Annotated in this window: 24 protein-coding genes and 1 riboswitch; of the genes, 9 read left to right on the forward strand and 15 right to left on the reverse strand. The window is 30.7% G+C overall.

The annotated features are described in order from the left end of the window. Positions 1-658 precede the first annotated feature (658 nt). The 9 genes from D9V42_RS15255 to D9V42_RS05145 form a co-directional block, all read right to left on the reverse strand. Positions 659-799, reverse strand: coding sequence for a hypothetical protein (locus D9V42_RS15255; protein ID WP_167456084.1), 141 nt, complete (start codon positions 797-799; stop codon positions 659-661). A 69-nt stretch (positions 800-868) separates the two neighbouring features. Beyond that, complete coding sequence (locus D9V42_RS05110; RefSeq protein WP_122063531.1) at positions 869-1,063, reverse strand: hypothetical protein; 195 nt, start codon at positions 1,061-1,063, stop codon at positions 869-871. A 119-nt stretch (positions 1,064-1,182) separates the two neighbouring features. Further along, positions 1,183-1,998: a MetQ/NlpA family ABC transporter substrate-binding protein gene (locus tag D9V42_RS05115; protein WP_107556156.1), complete on the reverse strand. Its 816-nt coding sequence runs from the start codon at positions 1,996-1,998 to the stop codon at positions 1,183-1,185. A gap of 23 nt (positions 1,999-2,021) precedes the next feature. Further along, a complete protein-coding gene (locus D9V42_RS05120) occupies positions 2,022-2,717 on the reverse strand; it encodes a methionine ABC transporter permease (protein WP_107556155.1) in 696 nt (231 codons plus the stop codon). After that, positions 2,710-3,735, reverse strand: a complete 1,026-nt coding sequence (locus tag D9V42_RS05125) for a methionine ABC transporter ATP-binding protein (protein WP_122063534.1) — start codon at positions 3,733-3,735, stop codon at positions 2,710-2,712. The genes D9V42_RS05120 and D9V42_RS05125 overlap by 8 nt, the downstream gene beginning before the upstream one ends. 85 nt (positions 3,736-3,820) lie before the next feature. Next, a riboswitch (SAM riboswitch) is annotated at positions 3,821-3,926 on the reverse strand. A gap of 54 nt (positions 3,927-3,980) precedes the next feature. Further along, complete coding sequence (locus D9V42_RS05130; RefSeq protein ID WP_107531683.1) at positions 3,981-4,280, reverse strand: thioredoxin family protein; 300 nt, start codon at positions 4,278-4,280, stop codon at positions 3,981-3,983. Continuing rightward, complete coding sequence (locus tag D9V42_RS05135) at positions 4,277-4,669, reverse strand: toprim domain-containing protein (RefSeq protein ID WP_029377597.1); 393 nt, start codon at positions 4,667-4,669, stop codon at positions 4,277-4,279. The genes D9V42_RS05130 and D9V42_RS05135 overlap by 4 nt, the downstream gene beginning before the upstream one ends. A 234-nt stretch (positions 4,670-4,903) precedes the next feature. Continuing rightward, positions 4,904-5,284 carry a glycine cleavage system protein GcvH gene (gcvH, locus tag D9V42_RS05140; protein ID WP_017722393.1) on the reverse strand — a complete coding sequence of 127 codons (381 nt, stop codon included), beginning with the start codon at positions 5,282-5,284 and terminating at the stop codon, positions 4,904-4,906. Between the two features lie 175 nt (positions 5,285-5,459). Next, on the reverse strand, positions 5,460-5,816 hold the full coding sequence (locus D9V42_RS05145; RefSeq protein ID WP_107556153.1) for an arsenate reductase family protein: 357 nt from the start codon (positions 5,814-5,816) through the stop codon (positions 5,460-5,462). 141 nt (positions 5,817-5,957) lie between these two features. Between D9V42_RS05145 and D9V42_RS05150 the strand changes: the two genes are divergently transcribed. Continuing rightward, positions 5,958-6,278 carry a thioredoxin family protein gene (locus D9V42_RS05150; protein ID WP_070051648.1) on the forward strand — a complete coding sequence of 107 codons (321 nt, stop codon included), beginning with the start codon at positions 5,958-5,960 and terminating at the stop codon, positions 6,276-6,278. A gap of 397 nt (positions 6,279-6,675) precedes the next feature. Here D9V42_RS05150 and D9V42_RS05155 read toward each other — a convergent pair whose 3' ends face one another. Continuing rightward, on the reverse strand, positions 6,676-7,215 hold the full coding sequence (locus D9V42_RS05155) for a nitroreductase family protein (RefSeq protein ID WP_122063537.1): 540 nt from the start codon (positions 7,213-7,215) through the stop codon (positions 6,676-6,678). Between the two features lie 66 nt (positions 7,216-7,281). Beyond that, complete coding sequence (aroD, locus tag D9V42_RS05160) at positions 7,282-8,001, reverse strand: type I 3-dehydroquinate dehydratase (protein ID WP_122063540.1); 720 nt, start codon at positions 7,999-8,001, stop codon at positions 7,282-7,284. Between the two features lie 152 nt (positions 8,002-8,153). Here aroD and D9V42_RS05165 point away from each other — a divergent pair, with 152 nt between their 5' ends. From D9V42_RS05165 to D9V42_RS05185, 5 genes are all read left to right on the forward strand, one after another. Further along, positions 8,154-8,579: an organic hydroperoxide resistance protein gene (locus D9V42_RS05165; RefSeq protein WP_122063542.1), complete on the forward strand. Its 426-nt coding sequence runs from the start codon at positions 8,154-8,156 to the stop codon at positions 8,577-8,579. Positions 8,580-9,070: 491 nt separating this feature from the next. Further along, positions 9,071-9,607: a GNAT family N-acetyltransferase gene (locus D9V42_RS05170; RefSeq protein ID WP_122063545.1), complete on the forward strand. Its 537-nt coding sequence runs from the start codon at positions 9,071-9,073 to the stop codon at positions 9,605-9,607. 238 nt (positions 9,608-9,845) lie between these two features. Further along, entirely contained in the window at positions 9,846-10,109 is a 264-nt protein-coding gene (locus D9V42_RS05175; RefSeq protein ID WP_122063548.1) for a hypothetical protein, read from the forward strand. 164 nt (positions 10,110-10,273) lie between these two features. Then, a complete protein-coding gene (locus tag D9V42_RS05180; protein ID WP_122063551.1) occupies positions 10,274-11,569 on the forward strand; it encodes a CitMHS family transporter in 1,296 nt (431 codons plus the stop codon). A gap of 309 nt (positions 11,570-11,878) precedes the next feature. After that, on the forward strand, positions 11,879-12,115 hold the full coding sequence (locus tag D9V42_RS05185; RefSeq protein ID WP_017722402.1) for a hypothetical protein: 237 nt from the start codon (positions 11,879-11,881) through the stop codon (positions 12,113-12,115). A 4-nt stretch (positions 12,116-12,119) separates the two neighbouring features. Here D9V42_RS05185 and D9V42_RS05190 read toward each other — a convergent pair whose 3' ends face one another. From D9V42_RS05190 to D9V42_RS05200, 3 genes are all read right to left on the reverse strand, one after another. Further along, the gene (locus D9V42_RS05190) at positions 12,120-12,338 is read right to left on the reverse strand and encodes a YozE family protein (RefSeq protein ID WP_107531674.1); all 219 of its coding nucleotides are present in this window, start codon (positions 12,336-12,338) and stop codon (positions 12,120-12,122) included. Between the two features lie 559 nt (positions 12,339-12,897). Beyond that, complete coding sequence (locus tag D9V42_RS05195) at positions 12,898-13,104, reverse strand: TM2 domain-containing protein (protein WP_017722404.1); 207 nt, start codon at positions 13,102-13,104, stop codon at positions 12,898-12,900. A gap of 69 nt (positions 13,105-13,173) precedes the next feature. Then, complete coding sequence (locus D9V42_RS05200; protein WP_107556408.1) at positions 13,174-13,677, reverse strand: hypothetical protein; 504 nt, start codon at positions 13,675-13,677, stop codon at positions 13,174-13,176. A gap of 229 nt (positions 13,678-13,906) precedes the next feature. Between D9V42_RS05200 and tsaT the strand changes: the two genes are divergently transcribed. Beyond that, entirely contained in the window at positions 13,907-14,089 is a 183-nt protein-coding gene (gene tsaT / locus D9V42_RS05205; protein WP_107556407.1) for a type II toxin-antitoxin system toxin TsaT, read from the forward strand. Positions 14,090-14,335: 246 nt separating this feature from the next. Here tsaT and D9V42_RS05210 read toward each other — a convergent pair whose 3' ends face one another. Further along, the gene (locus tag D9V42_RS05210) at positions 14,336-14,545 is read right to left on the reverse strand and encodes a hypothetical protein (RefSeq protein WP_122063554.1); all 210 of its coding nucleotides are present in this window, start codon (positions 14,543-14,545) and stop codon (positions 14,336-14,338) included. 172 nt (positions 14,546-14,717) lie between these two features. Between D9V42_RS05210 and D9V42_RS05215 the strand changes: the two genes are divergently transcribed. After that, positions 14,718-14,966, forward strand: a complete 249-nt coding sequence (locus D9V42_RS05215; protein WP_107531763.1) for a hypothetical protein — start codon at positions 14,718-14,720, stop codon at positions 14,964-14,966. 133 nt (positions 14,967-15,099) lie between these two features. Beyond that, positions 15,100-15,231: a hypothetical protein gene (locus tag D9V42_RS15550; protein WP_267920591.1), complete on the forward strand. Its 132-nt coding sequence runs from the start codon at positions 15,100-15,102 to the stop codon at positions 15,229-15,231. The last annotated feature ends 67 nt before the right edge of the window (positions 15,232-15,298 follow it).

Genomic DNA, 15,298 nt, shown 5'->3' on the forward strand with positions numbered 1-15,298 from the left:
ATAATCAAAACACTGTTAAATAGGTGATTATGAGGGGATTCTATAAATTTCATCTCATACCCTTGCCCTTATTATCAAAATCACACCCTTTTTTACCCCCCTGGAATTACCCATCTATTAATGTAGATGTGCTTTTGCGTATTCATATAAATTAACCTATAATGACATTAATACATTTTGTTGAAAGTTGAATTTGTAAAAGAGGTGCTTTATGAGATTTAAAAAGAGCTTAAAATATTCAATTGTTTTTTTCTTGATAATAACATTTTTAACAATTCTTTTTAGACCGACAGAAACTGGAATTAATCAATTTGTGAATGTCCCTTTTTTTAAAACAATAATTTTGATTTGTAGCGAATTTATAAAAACCTTAGCTATAAGCTTGCCACCAACAATCATAATATTTTTTGTTTATTACTTTTATATTTTAAAACCGAAAGAAGATTAATGCTTTAAAATAAACTCCACCTTAATTGGTGGAGTTTTTTCTACACAATATCTTCCCAATCAACAAAACCCCATAAAAGACAATTTAGACTTATACGATAAATACTCTAAGTGATTAATTCAGTCATTATTATCACTTAGATATAAAAATAACCACCCAGTGACTGTGTGAGCGGTTAGAATAGTCTTATAAAGTATTGCGTTTAATATCTTATTCCTTTTTTTCATCCATAAAATACAATGACAACAAAGCAAAGAAAGCACTAACAATCCATAATCCAGAAATATAAAATAAAATTGCTGCTAACCCAGAGAAAGTAATTTTTAAAATTTTCAAATCTTTTTTCTTCATTGCCTTCCACCTTCTTTTTATTCTAATCTCTCTGACAAACCATATTAACCCATTAATCAATTACTGTTTTTAATTACTTCTGTTATCCTTCATTTTCATGGACTTAACAACTAAATATATTGCATTGGCACCTATTATAAGAACATAAGGTATTAATATAAACAAATTATCTAGGCGCATAATGAATATAAGTCCAAGCATGAAGAATACATTTAGCACAGTTGATAAAATAAATCCTTGATCTAGTTCGTCATTATTTTTCAAAATACCCACACTCCTTTTATAATCAATTCACTTCAGTTTTATGCCCTTTTTCTAATTAAACTCAAACAAAAAGAACCCTAAAACCACCGTGGTTAAAGGGTTCTTTGCATAATATACTATTATTTAGCTGGTACTACGGCACCATCATATTTTTTATTGATTTCATCTTTAATTTCTTTAGATTGTAATACTTCCATTAATGCTTTTACTTTTTTATCATCTTTATGTCCTTCTTTAACAGCAATTAAATTGGCATAAGGATTGTCTTTAGCTTTCTCTAACACAATAGAATCATCTTTAGGACTTAATTTTTGATCGATTGCAAAATTAGAGTTGATAATGACAGCATCAGCATCTTCATTTTGATAAATTTTCGGTAAGTATTCTGCAGATTGTTTATTATTAAATTTGATATCTTTTTTGTTTTCTACGATATCATCAAATTTAGCATCTTCAATCTTCACGCCATCTTTTATTTTAATTAATCCTGCATCTTGGAAGAATTTTAAGAAACGGCCTTCTTCAGCTGGATTATTAGAAACATAAACTGTGGCACCTTTTGGTAAATCTTTTAGACTCTTATACTTTTTAGAATAAACAGCCATTGGTTCTAAATGAACATTACCTGCTGATTCTACTTTATATCCTTTATCTTTTTTCTCAGTTTTTAAGTAAGGTGTATGTTGGAAAAAGTTTGCGTCTAATTCACCTTTATCTAATAATTTATTCGGTGTTGTATAATCATTGATTGTTTTAATTTTCAAATCATAGCCTTTATCTTTTAATAATGGCTTGGCTTTTTCTAAAATTTCAGCATGAGGGGCTGGAGAAGCGCCTACTGTAATTTTTTTATCTTCACTACCTCCACTATTCCCACAGGCTGCTAAAACAAGCGCTAATACAAGTACAGAAGCTAAACTAAATAATTTTTTCATATAAAAAGTCCCCCTTTTTAAGATTATCTCTTATCAATTTTATTAGTAGCCCAATCACCAATAAATTGAATGATGAACACTATAATAAGGATTAAAATTGTTGAAACAAAAATAACGTCATTTTGATTTCTAGTGAAACCTGTTAAATAAGCTAGGTTACCTAAACCACCTGCACCAATAACACCAGCCACTGCAGTAGAACCTACTAAAGCAATCGCTGTAACAGTAATACCTGAAATTAACGCTGGCATCGCTTCAGGTAAAAGTACTTTTTTGACTACAGTCCAAGTAGTAGCACCCATTGACCAAGCCGCTTCAATAACACCTTTATCAATCTCTTTAAATGCAATTTCTACAAGTCTTGCATAGAATGGCGCCGCACTAATAATTAAAGCTGGCAATGCTCCAGTTGGACCACTAATTGTGCCTAAGACTAAACTTGTAAATGGAATTAACAATAAGATCAAAATAATAAATGGTATCGCTCTAAACAAGTTAACTATAAATGAAACAACCGTATAGAAAACCCTCGCTATAGGTGATTTACTTTTTGCTGATAAAAAGAGCAATACACCTAATATTAAGCCTAATACAAAGGCAAAAATTGTCGAAATAACTGTCATATAAATTGTTTCGTATGTCGCTAACCAAACTTCGTCCCAGCTGACGTTTGGCATTGTAAACATCTCGCGGAGGATGTCACTCAATGAATTACCCATGTCTTAACACCTCCACTGACACATGTTGCGCTTCTAAATCATTTTTGAACTTTTCGAATTTTTCTGAATTTACATCGCTCAATTGAATCACTAAAAATCCAAGCGAACCATCTTTTGTATGTTTAATATTAGCTTCTAATATGTTCACATCGATATTATGCGTTTTGGTTATGTATGACACGAGAGGTTGCGTGGCATTATTCCCTGTGAAATTCAAACGTACAACATAATCATCTTTATTAAGTGAGACTAAGTCACTAATAGATTCGTCAAAATCATCATTTAAATCATCTTTAACAAAACGTTTTGTAACTGCATGTTGTGGATTTTCAAAGACTGTGGAAACTTGACCTTGTTCAATCACACGACCGTTTTCCATAACAGCCACTTCATCACATATGCGTCTAATAACATGCATTTCATGCGTAATAATCACGATTGTTAAATTTCTTTCTTCTTTAATTTTCAATAATAATTCTAAAATTTCATCTGTTGTTTGAGGATCCAATGCACTTGTCGCTTCATCACAAAGCAATACAGTTGGTTCGTTTGCTAACGCTCGCGCAATGCCGACACGTTGTTTTTGACCACCTGATAGCTCTGAAGGATATGCACTTTCTCTACCTTTCAGTCCAACAAGTTCTACTAATTCTTTTGCCCGTTGTTTTGCTTCGCGGCGAGGCACGCCCGCTATTTCCAATGGAAATGTAATATTATTTAATACAGTACGAGACCATAGTAAATTAAAATGTTGAAATATCATGCTCACTTTTTGACGCTTTTTTCTTAACTGTGATTTTGATAGCTTACCAATTGTATCTCCATCGATAATGACGTCTCCTGAAGTCGGTTGTTCGAGGTTATTTAGAAGTCTAATTAAAGTACTTTTCCCCGCACCTGAAAAACCAACTACTCCAAAAATCGAGCCTGATTGAATACTTAAATCAACATGATCTACAGCCAGTACGTCCTGTTTTTTCGTTTTGTACTTTTTGACTATTTGATTTAACTCAATCATTCTGTTTCCTCCTTGTGTTGCTAATCCTTCAATTAAAAAATGCTTCCTCTATGTTCACCGAAGTATAGAGAAAGCAAAATCGCTTCTCTCATCTTCTAAAGTTTTAAAACTTTATGTGAATTGGCACCATTTCTTTTAAAGACGGTTGCCGGGCTTCATAGGGCACATCCCTCCACCTCTCGTGATAAGAGTTTCATTATTTAATTATTTTTAATCCTACCATTGCACTAATATTTCGTCAATAACTATTTTAAATTTTCTAACAAATAAGGCACCGATTGAAATGCATAAATCCTTTTTTGCTCTTCACCTTTTGACATTACTAACAAAACTGGTACAGATTGGATTTCATACGATTGGCTAAAATCAGGATGAAAATTTAAGTCCATTTTTATTGTAGGTAATTGCAAAATATCATTAGCAATATCTAGCATTCGTTCAGAAACCTTACATGTTCCACATGTCGGTGTGTATCCAAAGATAAGATACTTATCTTCATTTATATATTTATTGACGTCAACGCGTTGTTCACTTGTTACATTCATGTTAATAAACTTACCCTCTCAGCTATATAATCCAATCTTGCTTTCGCCACCTTTTCCTCATCCTTTACTATAAAACCATGTTTTTCTAGTACTCTAGATAAATATGGTTTAGGACAACGAGCAACTTCACAATATTGTTTATCTACTCTTATATGTCTACTTTCACTTAAATAGCGTTTGAACCATTTTCGTATTCTTTCACCTTCATCATCCGAATCCACAAGAATATACACTTGTTTGTCATATAAAGTATCGATCATTTCATCTAATTTATCTACACCCATTGTACCATTCGTGCAGATAATTTCTATAGGTTGATCAATCACTTGTTTGACACGCTTCTTGTCTGACTTTCCTTCGACAACAATTACTTGGTTCAGTATCGTCATGACATCCACCCTCTAAATGTTGATAGTAAATCTTTTCTACTTAGTTCTTCACAATCCGTGGTGACAATAAACATAATTTACATAGTTAAAATATTTCTTATTATTACAAACATAATTTATCATTTTTCAAAGTTGAGGTGAACTCGTTAGACTTATAAAATTACTAACGCTCCAATAGTCCTCAATGATACGAAAAAACTCCAAGATAGTTATATCATGGAGTTCAATGTTATATTATTCGCCAATCATTTCTGAATATTGCTCAGCAGTTAATAATTCATCTAATTGACTTTCGTCACTTAGTTCAACTTTAACCATCCAAGCTTTTTCGTATGGTGATTCATTTACGAATTCTGGGCTATCTTCTAACTCATCGTTAGATTCAACTACTTTACCTGATACAGGTGCATATAGTTCTGAAACTGTTTTTACGGATTCAACACTACCAAAAGTGTCGCCTTCATTAATTTCATCATCAACTTCTGGTAATTCAACGAATACGATATCGCCAAGTTCACCTTGAGCATATTCAGTGATACCAATTGTTACTGTATTACCTTCAACTTTTACCCATTCATGTTCTTTAGAATATTTTAATTCACTCGGTACTGCCACGAGAATCCCCTCCTAAATGATTTTACATATTAATGATGCCATATGCATACCATACAATCAACTATTTCTTAGCATATTAATATTATTATAATGTTTTCATAACAATAGATGAAGCGTTTACAAACACAACTTATCATTCCAACTTACAGAGATTGCTCTATTTCCATGAGAGGAATTAAGATAACCATGTTGCTTTATATTGATCTTCTTTAAAACCAACTGTAACTTTGTCCCCAGAAATAGCTAATGGTCTTTTGACCAACATACCATTTGTTGCTAATAAATCTAACTTTTCATCATCAGTAAGGTCACTCATTTTGTCTTTAAGACCTAATTCACGATATTTAGCGCCGTGTGTATTAAAGAGTTTATTTATATCGATATCTGTCGTCTCTAAAATTTCTTTAAACTCGTTTTTAGTGGGCGTATGCTGCACTATATCGATTGGTTCAAAGCTCACACCGTAGTCTTGTAAAAATTTCGCTGCTTTTTTACAAGTAGTACAATTAGGATATTGGTAAAATTTTATCATTATTCTGTACCTCCTATAACTAGTTAACATTAATATATCAAATTTATTGCCAAAACGCTCTAATAAATAAGCTGATTTTTTTTATAACTTTAAAATGTCCGTTATAATAAGCTTAATTATATTTTTAAAAAGGAGAAAATTATGAAACCTATTAATACAAATGATGCATTTAAAGAAACTGTACAAAGTGATAACCCTGTTATTGTAAAATTCGAAGCTGGCTGGTGCCCTGACTGTAAAGCAATGGATATGTGGATTGACCCTATCCAAGAAAAATACAATGATTACGACTGGTTTACAGTTAATCGTGACGAACTTGAGGACGTTGCAGCAGACAACGACGTGATGGGTATACCAAGTTTACTAGTATTTAAAAACGGAGAAAAATTAGCTCACTTACACTCAGCTAATGCGAAATCACCAGAACAAGTAGAATCATTTTTAGCTGAAACATTTAAATAATTGAGATTAATAAAATGAGATATTTCATCTCATTTTGAAGGGCTGGGACAAATGAATTGTCCCAGCCTTAATCATTGTAATGTAGCATTTTTAAAATACCTCTACTTTATAGTGCTACTTCTTTAAAGAGCCATTTCTTTAAAGAGCCATTTCTCAATTTATTGAGTTAGTGGCTCTTATGCATGAGCTTTAGCTCAGGTAAACAGTTTTAAGTTAGTGAGATTTATGCATGAACATCAACTTTAACTCAGAAAAGTCCTCCAATTAGCCTTAATCATCTTGCCAGGAAACACCAACGCAACTTTTTAATATTTGCGTATATCATGATAAAAATTAAGAATGAGCATTCGAAGTCAAATTTTACTTTTGATTTCGAACGCCCATTCTTAAAATCGCTTTAAAACTTTTCTATCACTTGATCCGTATGACGCTTTCTATGTGGCATTTCATCCTGTAAATCTGTGAGATACAAGAAACCTACAAGTTGTTCATCATCTTTCACATTAAATATTGATCTTATTTCAGGGGTGAATATATATGCCGGTGATTTCCAACATGTACCAATACCCGCTTCATGTAATAATAGCATTAAGTTTTGAGCGAAAGCCCCAAATGCCATATTATTCTCTAAATCCTCTCGTTGTCTTGGATCTCTTTTTAGAATTAAGGCAAGCATGCCACCAAGATTTGTAACAGTATTATAATGATTTTCTTGTTTTTTATCTAAGTTAGGGAACGCAACCTCTGAGAGTTGTTTACTCATAGGACCTAAGCGATCTTTAGCAATATGAACCACTCTCCACGGCTCTCTCATGCCATGATTAGGAGCATCTGTCGCTTGCTGTATCGCTTGATATAGAGCGTTATCATCTATAGTCATATTTCTTTTAAAAACTTTAATACTTCTACGATGTGCAATTGCATCTTGTAGTTCCATTGATTATCGCCCTTTCGTTAGTGATAATTATTTTCAATTATAAATCAGGCGACCACTATTTTCAAACTACTCGTATAATTTAATTTGTTGTTTTAATTTTTCAACATGAATTTGACCAGGTGCTTTTGGATCGTCTAGGCAGCCGTACGAAACCGAGCCTCCAAACAATCCCTGAGCAGTTCTTGAAATTAATCCAAGCTGAGACATCGCTATACCAACAACTTGTTGTGAAACTGTGTCTGCAGTCTCAGACATTGCATTTAATAAATTTAGAACATCTTGTTTATCATGAGGCATAACTGCTACTTTTAAATAATCCGGTTCAAGCTGATGCATTTTATAATATAAACGTTTTAATATTTCCAATTTAGGTGTTTTCTTAAAGTTATGTTGCGATAATACAACTTCTAAATTTTCACGATGAGCTGATGCTATCAAGGTTTGATATTTTTCTATAGGTGTCCCTTCTTCATATTCAATATCTATCATATCAACATAATCTAATGGGATTATTGTCTCTAGCACATTCAAGTAGTTATCATTTGCTAATCGACCTTCTCCACCTTGAGTCTTTGTTCGATAGGTTACTAACAATTTTTTATTTAAGTTTAGATTGTATATATCTTCAGCAATTTTTGCTACAGATGCTTCATCAAAATCTGACCACTGATCTATTCTTAGTTCTATAATATCTATGGCGTCTTGATATTGTTTTAAATCCTCAATTGTATGTTGTGCGAGTTCATGTTTAGGTGCAATTGTAACAGCTATATCAACTTTGGCCATGTTTAAACTTCCTTTTATTAGTAATATTTAAATTATTGTATAACAATTTCTAAAAATAATACAATTAAAAAACATATAAATTACTCTGTGAAATGATTTAAAACATTTTTCTTGGGTAAACATGAATTAGAAGTTTTTAAGGAGGTCATAAAATGGCAGTAAATTATGAAACGAAAGCAACAAATACAGGCGGACGTAATGGTCACGTTCAAACTGACGATAAAGCAATTAATGTAGCAGTTGTACCACCAGCTCAAGCTGATGCTGAAAAAGGTACAAACCCTGAGCAATTGTTTGCAGCAGGTTATGCTTCATGTTTTAATGGCGCATTTGATTTAATCTTAAAACAAAACAAAGTGAGAGGCGCTGAGCCAGAAGTTACTTTAACAGTACGTTTAGAAGATGACCCAGAAGCTGAAAGTCCTAAATTAAGTGTCTCAATTGACGCAAAAGTTAAAAATGTATTATCTCAAGAAGAAGCTGAGAAATATTTACAAGATGCACACGAATTTTGTCCATACTCAAAAGCTACACGCGGCAACATCGATGTTGACTTAAATGTAGCAGTTGTTGACTAATATACTCCCCCGAAAAATTCTTAATTGAAACTTTTCGGGGGGATTTTTTTGTCTTTTAATTCCTGGTGTGCAATCTAGATGTTTTAATACTTAATGAATGTTTAATTAATTGTTCCCTTCATCTTTACTGTGAAATAAGATGTAAACAACCAACACTGTAAAAGAAATCAGGATTAGCACTACCAGTGAAACTATAATAGTTATTAAAGCTCCCACAATTTATGCCTCCATTCACATTTATGCGTCTTACTATATTATACCATAATTATCATATCTCTATTATTTACTTAAAATATATATTAAGATGAATTTTAAAGTTTATAAAAATTCATTCTTTTACATACTGAATTGAAAATGTCCACATATTTTTGCAAAAAATTAAAGATGGTATTGCTCAAATAAATTATTTCCTTTAATATTATAATTAAATTGGTAAACGAGAACTATTCATCCATTATAAAAAATACTTTGCAGAGGTTAGGAGGCATTGAATGACGCAAATTCGCTATTTAACAACTGAAGATTTTTCTATTTATAAATCCTTGTTACTGCAAGGCATTAATAAAGAACTCGAAGTATTAGCCTGGAAATTACAAAATGAGAAATGCTTAAATGATACAGATTTACAAAAGGTACTATCCACAGACTCAACAGATTGTATCGTTCTTGGTGCTTTTGAACAGGATATACTTCTTGGCGCTGTTACACTAATTCATCATCAAACCTATAGCTTGTCTCATAAAGCAACCTTAGAAAATATGTGCATTAAAGATGTAGATCAAAATTCTAAAGAACAAATTTCAAAAATGCTTATGCGCCAGATATTTGAAATTTGTAACGAAAAAGAAATTGAAATATTGATGACTTCACTTATTTCAAATAACATTAGTGGTAAAGTTTTTTTTAGTAACTTAAATTTTGAAACACTTGTGCTAGAACAGCATGCTAGAAAATACGATGATTATTATGTAGATGAACACTGGCTTATTTATCGTTTCGACGGTAATGACAGTGACTTATTTGCTTAATAGCAGTAATTGCTAAATTGTTGACATTGGGTAACTAACTGCTTCTAATTCATATTTAATTTTAAATGCAAGGTGATAAATTGTGTTTTATTTCAAAGTGCTTAATTAATATGAAACTGATTCACTAATCTTAAAAATGACTTGCAATTATATTGCTAAACAAATATTATTTTTGTTAAGTGCTATTTTATTAATAAATATTCTATTCACCTTATTATTTAAGAGAGGGCTGAACATTTTGAAATATGCTACAACGTTACTATCACTGTTCTTGTCATTAATTACACTTGCTACCCCACTATTAGTAGTGAATAAAGTTTTAGAGGGTAACCTGCCAATATTAGCAGGTGGACTATTTATCTTAGGCGTTATATTAATTAATATTTATGCAGCAATACGTGGCGACCGTATTGTGAATTTATTTGCATTATGTGTCTCCGTCTTTTCATTTATTTTATTAAGCTATCCATTATGGAAACCTTTTGTAATTGGTTTTTTATAATACTAATAAATATCCCTATTTATTTATAAAAGCTTTATGATTACTTTGTTTGTAATCATAAAGCTTTTTATAGTTTGTTAATGTGATAAATATAAATTTACACATTTTTAATTTTACAAATTTTCTGAAAACGCTATAATATAAAAAATAAGGGGGAGAACACTATGAATTTAGCACTATTAGGTTTTATCATGATTATTATTTTTATGATATTAATCATGACACGCAAGATGTCTGCATTAACAGCTTTAATTGTTTTACCAACTATTTTCGCTTTGCTTGGCGGCTTCTATGCTGGATTAGGTAAATTTATGCTCGAAGGAATAGAAACAGTTGCACCGACTGGGATTATGCTTACATTCGCTATTCTCTACTTCGGTGTCATGATAGATGCAGGTTTATTTGAGCCTGTAATCAACCAAATCATTAAAGTGGTCAAAGGGGATCCAGTTAAAATTGCATTTGGTACTGTAATCTTAGCTTCAATGGTAGCATTAGATGGAGATGGCACGACTACATTTATCATCACAGTTACTGCAATGATGCCACTTTATAAGAAAATTGGTATGAGCTTGTATACACTATCAACACTCGCATTATTGTCCATTGGCGTTATGAATATGTTACCTTGGGGCGGACCGACAGCACGAGCTATTTCCTCATTGCAGGTAACAACTGAAGAGGTATTTATTCCTATCATACCTGCAATGGTGGCAGGTATTGTTTTTGCTTTCGGTGTTGCATTCATACTAGGAAAGCGTGCCAAAAAACATATTACTTCTTACACGGATATAGATTTAAATGACATTAAACCAGAAGTTTCAACTGAAGACTCATTGTTAAAAAGACCCAAGATGCTTATACCAAACGCAATACTTACAATTTCACTTATTGTCTGTTTGGTAATTGGTATATTACCCATACCAGTAATGTTCATGCTTTGGTTTGGAGTAGCGATTTTATTAAATTATCCAAATCTTAGTATTCAAAATTCAGTGGTAAAAAAACATGCAGGAGACGTTCTATCAGTTATCAGTTTAGTATTTGCCTCGGGTGTTTTTACAGGCGTAATGAACGGTACTAAAATGGTTAACGAAATGGCAAATACCTTAGTTAACATCATTCCTGATGCTATGGGGGATCACTTTGCATTAATAACCGCCATATTAAGTGGACCATTTACATACTTCATGGCAAACGATCCATTTTATTACGGTGTGCTACCTATTCTTGCCGAGTCTGCACAACAATTTGGTATTTCAAAAGTTGATATGGCAAGAGCATCCGTATTAGGCCAACCATTACATGTGCTCAGTCCTTTATATGCTGCTGGTTATTTACTAGTCGGCATGCTTGATATAGAATACGGACAAAATCAAAGAATCGTTATAAAATGGGCAGTAGGATCTAGTTTATTCATGATACTTGTGGCGTGTATTTTAGGAATTATACCGTGGTAACAATATATTAAATTTTTAAAATAAATTATAACATGAGGGCTATGTTACCTATCTAAAAAAGATAGATGACATAGCCCCATTTTTGGTAATAGTATCATTATGGAAGAGCGCAATTTTTGTCATTCTATATTCATGTTCGTTTATCCTGTATATCCCATTGCAACTTTTTAAAATATAATATTCTATTACAAACTTAGATAACAAATAAAATACTTTAGAAGAAATAAATTTATATTATGCAAACCGTTTGATTTATGTTTTACATGGGTAAAAGTTAACGTCGGATTTACAATATTGAGGAGTGTTTTTATGAATCAAATTAATGAATGTAATTATATCAATCCTTCTAAAGTTTCACTTGATTGGGAATGCTTTGTACTAAGCAAAAGTGACATGGAATTAGATGGATTGCCAAAGGAACTCATTAATTCTTGGATGGCACAAAATATCATTGAACCTTTTTCTATTAGAAACAACGAGATTAATTTTAAAACAACAGATATAAAAGCTGCTTTAGAAAAACAAAATTGGTATTATGACAATTAACGTATTAGTTAGCTAACTCTATATTATTTCGATATAAACTTAATGCTCGTTTTGCAGAAGCTAAAACTTCATGATCAAAATAATTACTATAGAAATACGAATTTAATGCAATAAAACTTGTTTCATTTTTCGGAAAATTTTTGTCGCCTATAATATTATGCGCAAGTTGCCCGAGCGGTGTATCATCTTCTATAAAACCGATTACAAAATCATAAAATGTCATAAGCATTACCTCGATTATCTATATTTTAATCGTTACAGTCTTTTCGATATGTGAGCGTTTGTTTAATCATAACAAATAATAATGTTTTGTCTATCACGATACATTTATAAATTTAAATGTTTTCAAATTAAATACTGCCATGACAATATTTAATTTGAATTGTAAAATTTACAAAGTTTTTTTAATTTTAATGTTAATTCCATAATTTCAACTAAAGGTAGGGGCATTTATATTATGTAACCGTATAACCCCCCTACCTTTTCAACGTGTCTAATAAAATAAATGAACTAACTATAACATTGCAAAAAGTAATAAAATTTCTAATCACTATTCCCTTTATATAATTTAACTGTTGCTTCAACTATCCAATTTTTCTGTATGTATAAATGAATTAATACAAATATTTTTTTAATTAATATTTTCTTTTTGTACTATTTTATGGCTTACCAAAACTACTCGCTATGAATATATACATTACCATTCAAACAAAAAGAGCTGTAAAGTAATCTAAAACGATAGATTACTTTACAGCTCACATGCATATACTTCTTAATTGTGCTTATACTAACACGTTACCATTTTGATCTGCTGGTTTAAATAATGTTAATATTGCACCTATAATAGCTAATATTTGTGGAATTCCGGTCCAACAAAAGACCAAGAATAATAAGCCCATTCCTGTTTTTCTAGCATAAAATTTATGAATTCCAAAGCTACCTAAAAAAACAGCTAAAACAATGTAAATAACTTTATTTACTTCATTCATATTTTCGTCTCCTTACTTCATTTATATTGACTTCATTATACATCAAACTATTTAATAAATTAAATAATATTACATATTATCATAATATACTTTGAAATATGTTTGTTCTAACTCCAAAATATTTGAATAACTATTAGGCATAATTTCAATGCTTAATTCGATAAACTTGTCTAAAACTAAAATTATCAATTGTACGTTATCCTTATCATCTTTAAACTTGTGTTTAATTTGTTCAATTATTGTATTTTCTTCTAAGAGTACCAATGCACGGCCATAAGTTTTATCTACTTTGCCTCTTTGAAAAGCCGGCTCTAAATAATTAAGCATGTCATCTATACTTTTATAAGTTTCAAGTCCAGTTTGGATATGCAAATGAATTTTGTCAGCGATTTCTCTAATTCTCTCATCTTCTTGTTTATTTTTGGGCATTAATTCTTCGCGAATCATGTTTTTTTGTTCAACCATATCATTTTCTACTTGATTATATAACTCAACAAAATCACTAACACTTTTCGACTTTAATGTTTCTATCTTTTGTTCAATCTGTGTAAAGTTACTGTTATATTCTTCCATTGTTATTCCTCTTTTCATACTTTAAATAATTAAAGCCTATTATTTATTATCCATTCTTTAAATAAGTGAAACTTTAAAATTCATCCTATATGAGATTGTAAATTAGTGATAAGATGATAATGCTATAAGATTAAATGTAACTACAGTTAAATTTTTTAAGATTCATATAAATTTTGCACAAATTTAACAGTTTCATAAGTGCATACACATAAAAAGGAGGTGTAGTATTTTGAATCTACATTTCATGGTCGTTTTTTGGTTATCGGTAATTTTCTTAATTTGTGGTATAGGCGCACTTATCGTATACAAAGTAAGAGGGTCACAACAAGCTAAAGAATCTTTACTAGGTGTTACAGTCATGCTTATTGTTTTTGGTGTTGTTGGTATACTATTCTCATTAATATTTAGTTAAAAAATAAATTTTAAGTTTAGTTATTAGAAGCATTTATAAAACTATACATCGGCAAACAACCTATATTATTTCTTAACACAAATTAACCGGCGCAAAATACTAAACACAGGTCTATTGGTCATTTCAGAAAATAAATCCATATTGTTTAAAATGAGGAACAAGGCAGAAATCAATTTTGATTATTGTCCTGTTCTTTTTTTACTAAAATCAAGCTACGTTTTCTATTTATTTTTTAAACTTCACCTTTTAATCTTGAAGAAAAGTGTAAATGACTAATATTACTATTGCTAAAACAAAATAATAAATAAAACGCTGGAAAGTACGTTTCTTTTCATGACGTATTTCATCTTTGGCATAATTTTTATTTTCATGTAATCTAGTATTAATAAATAAAAACGGCATTGTTGCTAAAAATGCGAAAATAAGACTTAATATTACAATAATAACTATGTTCATAGGTTCACCTCTATAAAAACATTGTTTACTTAATTCTTATTCCCTGTATTTTGTACTTTAATGGAAATTTGATTAAATATATTAGATGTAGTGTTATAGTGTTATAGTTTTATGATTTATAATGAAATTAATGTCGATTTAACTCGATAAAAATTAAAAAGGAGGCACCATTTTGAATTTAACTTACTTGCCACAATGGACAGTTATTAATCAAAGTCAAAAACAGTTTGTTATACAAGAGGATGAAACGTCCATTTCAATAGTTAGCCCTATAAACGACTACGCCATGGGTATTTTAAGCCAGGTATCTTTTGATATCGAACAAGGAGCTGTTACAAATTATAAAGTAGAAAATAACAGCAAATCGTTACTCATTGAAATCGACGAATCAAAGAAACACTTAATAATTAAAGATATTTAAAATACGGTGTGATGAACATAAATCAAAGTGAAGTATTAGATTTATATTTTCACTTATTAACGTAATTAACGGGTATAATATTTATAGCATGAGTTATTTATTTTATCTAATATAAGATGGGTGAGTGATTTGAATGAAATTCTTCAGAAATTTATTGTTACTCGTATCTGGTGTATTAGTCGTCCGTGCACTATTATTAAGTGTTGATAATTCAACTAATGAAAAAGTAGAAAACAAAGTTAGCGTTCAAGATAAGCAAAAATAATAAATTAATAGCAATTTAACTAACAATCATTAAAATTCTATATAATGATTGTTAGTATTATATTCGA

Source organism: Staphylococcus pseudoxylosus (genome assembly GCF_003697915.1).
In the GTDB taxonomy this organism is placed as follows: Bacteria; Bacillota; Bacilli; order Staphylococcales; family Staphylococcaceae; genus Staphylococcus; species Staphylococcus pseudoxylosus.

Coding starts and splice junctions, on each gene's coding strand:
- D9V42_RS15255 (WP_167456084.1), bottom strand. CDS start 799: ATGAAGAAAAAAGATTTGAAAATTTTAAAAATTACTTTCTCTGGGTTA.
- D9V42_RS05115 (WP_107556156.1), bottom strand. CDS start 1,998: ATGAAAAAATTATTTAGTTTAGCTTCTGTACTTGTATTAGCGCTTGTT.
- D9V42_RS05120 (WP_107556155.1), bottom strand. CDS start 2,717: ATGGGTAATTCATTGAGTGACATCCTCCGCGAGATGTTTACAATGCCA.
- D9V42_RS05125 (WP_122063534.1), bottom strand. CDS start 3,735: ATGATTGAGTTAAATCAAATAGTCAAAAAGTACAAAACGAAAAAACAG.
- D9V42_RS05130 (WP_107531683.1), bottom strand. CDS start 4,280: ATGAATGTAACAAGTGAACAACGCGTTGACGTCAATAAATATATAAAT.
- D9V42_RS05135 (WP_029377597.1), bottom strand. CDS start 4,669: ATGACGATACTGAACCAAGTAATTGTTGTCGAAGGAAAGTCAGACAAG.
- D9V42_RS05145 (WP_107556153.1), bottom strand. CDS start 5,816: ATGATAAAATTTTACCAATATCCTAATTGTACTACTTGTAAAAAAGCA.
- D9V42_RS05150 (WP_070051648.1), top strand. CDS start 5,958: ATGAAACCTATTAATACAAATGATGCATTTAAAGAAACTGTACAAAGT.
- D9V42_RS05155 (WP_122063537.1), bottom strand. CDS start 7,215: ATGGAACTACAAGATGCAATTGCACATCGTAGAAGTATTAAAGTTTTT.
- aroD (WP_122063540.1), bottom strand. CDS start 8,001: ATGGCCAAAGTTGATATAGCTGTTACAATTGCACCTAAACATGAACTC.
- D9V42_RS05165 (WP_122063542.1), top strand. CDS start 8,154: ATGGCAGTAAATTATGAAACGAAAGCAACAAATACAGGCGGACGTAAT.
- D9V42_RS05170 (WP_122063545.1), top strand. CDS start 9,071: ATGACGCAAATTCGCTATTTAACAACTGAAGATTTTTCTATTTATAAA.
- D9V42_RS05180 (WP_122063551.1), top strand. CDS start 10,274: ATGAATTTAGCACTATTAGGTTTTATCATGATTATTATTTTTATGATA.
- D9V42_RS05185 (WP_017722402.1), top strand. CDS start 11,879: ATGAATCAAATTAATGAATGTAATTATATCAATCCTTCTAAAGTTTCA.
- D9V42_RS05190 (WP_107531674.1), bottom strand. CDS start 12,338: ATGACATTTTATGATTTTGTAATCGGTTTTATAGAAGATGATACACCG.
- D9V42_RS05195 (WP_017722404.1), bottom strand. CDS start 13,104: ATGAATGAAGTAAATAAAGTTATTTACATTGTTTTAGCTGTTTTTTTA.
- D9V42_RS05200 (WP_107556408.1), bottom strand. CDS start 13,677: ATGGAAGAATATAACAGTAACTTTACACAGATTGAACAAAAGATAGAA.
- D9V42_RS05210 (WP_122063554.1), bottom strand. CDS start 14,545: ATGAACATAGTTATTATTGTAATATTAAGTCTTATTTTCGCATTTTTA.
- D9V42_RS15550 (WP_267920591.1), top strand. CDS start 15,100: ATGAAATTCTTCAGAAATTTATTGTTACTCGTATCTGGTGTATTAGTC.